Raw genomic sequence first — 2,457 nt, 5'->3', positions numbered from 1 at the left:
GCTCGAGCGCGTTCAGGCGCGGCAGCTGCACCAGGTTCTTCTGATAAAGCTCGCGCACGCCCTTGAGCTCTTCCTTGATGAACTCCGCCTCGCGCGATTTGGCTTCCTGCTGCGCCTTGAGGCCGGTAATCTCGTCCTGGGACTGCGAGATCCGCTTGCGCAGCTGATCCTTCTGCGCGTCCCGGGCCGAGCGGCGGGCCTCGAACAGCGTCCGCTCGGATGTCATGATCGTCTGGAGACCCGGCTCGGCGCGACGCGCGGCGAACTCCTCGGGATCCTTGACCTGACCGGCTCCGTCGCGCTCGGCCTCAAGCCGCGCCCGGCGGGCGACGAACTCGTCGAGCTGCTTGGTCACAAGCTGAAGATTGGCCCGCGTCACGGTCTCGTCGAGACGGATCAGCAGGTCACCCGCCGCAACCTTGTCGCCCTCGTGCACCTTCAGCTCGCCGACGATGCCGCCGGTGGCGTGCTGCACCTTCTTGACGCTGGTGTCGACCACGAACTGTCCGCCCGCCACGACCGCCCCCGACAAGGTCGCGGTGGCAGCCCACAGGCCGACCGTGCCGGCGAACAGGGCGATCATCGCGCTGCCGGTGATGGCCGCCTGGCGCAATGCCTTCTGGTGAATGGAAGCCTTCGGCTTGGCCCCCTGAATGATCATCGTGGCCATTGTTAACCAACCTCTCGCAGATTGCCCGCGGATGCAGCCTGCGGCCGAACAGGAGCGGCGGCAGGGGCAGGCGTTGTGTTGCGCTTCATGACGGATTGCAGAACCTCGTCCCGCGGCCCCATGGCCCGGATCCGGCCTTCTTCCATGATGGCGACCTGATCGACCTGGCCGAGAGCGGCCGGGCGATGGGTGATGACGATCACGATGCCGCCGCGCTGACGCACCGACAGGATCGCCCGGTTGAGAGCATCGTCGCCTGCGCCGTCGAGACTGGCGTTGGGCTCGTCGAGCACCACCAGGAACGGATTGCCGTAGAGGGCGCGGGCCAGGGCCACGCGCTGGCGCTGTCCGCCCGACAGGGATGCTCCGCTTTCGCCGATCCGGGTGTTGTAGCCGTCCGGCAGGCCGAGGATCAGCTCATGGGCACCGGCCTGCTGGGCCGCCGAGAGAATGTCGTCGGGCTTCGCGTCCGGCTGGAAGCGGGCGATGTTCTCCGCCACCGTGCCGTCAAACAGCTCCACGTCCTGCGGCAGGTAGCCGATATGGCGACCGAGCGCATCGGGCTCCCATTGGTCGAGCGCCGCGCCGTCGAGACGGATCTCACCGCGCATGCTCGCCCAGACACCCACCAGCGCCCGCGCCAGGGTCGACTTGCCGGAGGCGCTGGGGCCGATCAGGCCGAGGCCCTGGCCCGCCTGGAGCTGCATGGAGACGGCTTGCACGACCGGCTGCTGGGCTCCGGGAGCCCCCACATAGATCTCCTCGACCGCCAGGTGAGCCTTGGGGGCCGGCAGGCCCATGAGCTGCGTCTGCGGCGGGATCAGCGACATGATGTGCTGCAGGCGGCGATAGCCCTGGCGCGCGGCGGTGAAGCCTTTCCAATGCGCCACGGCGATCTCGATCGGCGCAAGAGCGCGCGACATCATGATCGAAGCGGCGATCATCAGGCCGCCGGACATCTGTCCCTGGATCACCAGATAGGCGCCAAGGCCCAGGATGGCCGATTGAAGCACCATGCGGAACACCTTGGCGAAGGCACTGATGCCGGAGGAGGCCTCGCTGGCGCGCAGGCCATCGTTGACATGGCGGCAATGGACCTCGTCATAGCGCTTGGCCAGGAAGCCGAGCATGCCCAGCGCCCGGATCGCTTCCGCATTGCGGCGGCTGGTTTCGGCCATGGCGTGGCGTTCGGCGGAACTCTTGGTCAGCTCGTAGGACGGCGCCTTGCTCTTGGCGTCGGTGTACAGGGTCAGAATGATGATGCAGACGCCGCCGACCACCGACATGATGCCGAGCCAGGGATGGATCACGAAGCAGCCGAGGAAGAAGATCGGCATGAACGGCATGTCGAAGAGGGCTGTGGGGCCGAGGCTGGAGAGAAAGCCGCGGATCTGATCGAGATCGCGCACCGGCTGGAGGCTCTCGGTCTGCTTGGCGCCGCGCAAAGGCATCTGGGCCACGAGATCGAACACGCGGGTGGAAAGCTGCTCGTCGAAACGGGCGCCGATGCGGGCCAGCATCTTGCCGCGCAGCATGTCGAGACCGCCGGACAGGACATAGGCCGCAAGCACGATGAGGGAGAGACCGATCAGGGTCGGAACGCTCCGGCTCGAAAGCACCCGATCATAGATCTGGAGCATGTAGAGGGAGCCCGTGAGGGCCAGAATGTTGACCACCGCGGAAAACACCGCGACGCCAATGAATGAAGGGCTGCAAGCTTTCAGAGCGTCATAAACCTCTGTGCTTTCTTCCCGTTGCCTTTTCGATGCCTGCGTCATCTCTCGTCC

1 protein-coding gene and 1 pseudogene are annotated in these 2,457 nt (G+C 66.2%); both read right to left on the bottom strand.

The genetic code is table 11. The annotated features are described in order from the left end of the window. Nucleotides 1-670: pseudogene (locus LJD17_RS23910) on the bottom strand (biotin/lipoyl-binding protein); the annotation flags it as partial. A gap of 2 nt (nt 671-672) precedes the next feature. Then, nucleotides 673-2,448, bottom strand: a complete 1,776-nt coding sequence (locus LJD17_RS23905; protein WP_227386755.1) for a type I secretion system permease/ATPase — start codon at nt 2,446-2,448, stop codon at nt 673-675. Nucleotides 2,449-2,457: the final 9 nt, after the last annotated feature.

Source organism: Microvirga rosea, from assembly GCF_020595095.1.
GTDB lineage: Bacteria > Pseudomonadota > Alphaproteobacteria > Rhizobiales > Beijerinckiaceae > Microvirga > Microvirga rosea.
Note: the sequence above shows the minus strand (reverse complement) of the source record. Positions and strands in the feature narration are given on the sequence as shown.

Coding starts and splice junctions, on each gene's coding strand:
- LJD17_RS23905 (WP_227386755.1), bottom strand. CDS start 2,448: ATGACGCAGGCATCGAAAAGGCAACGGGAAGAAAGCACAGAGGTTTAT.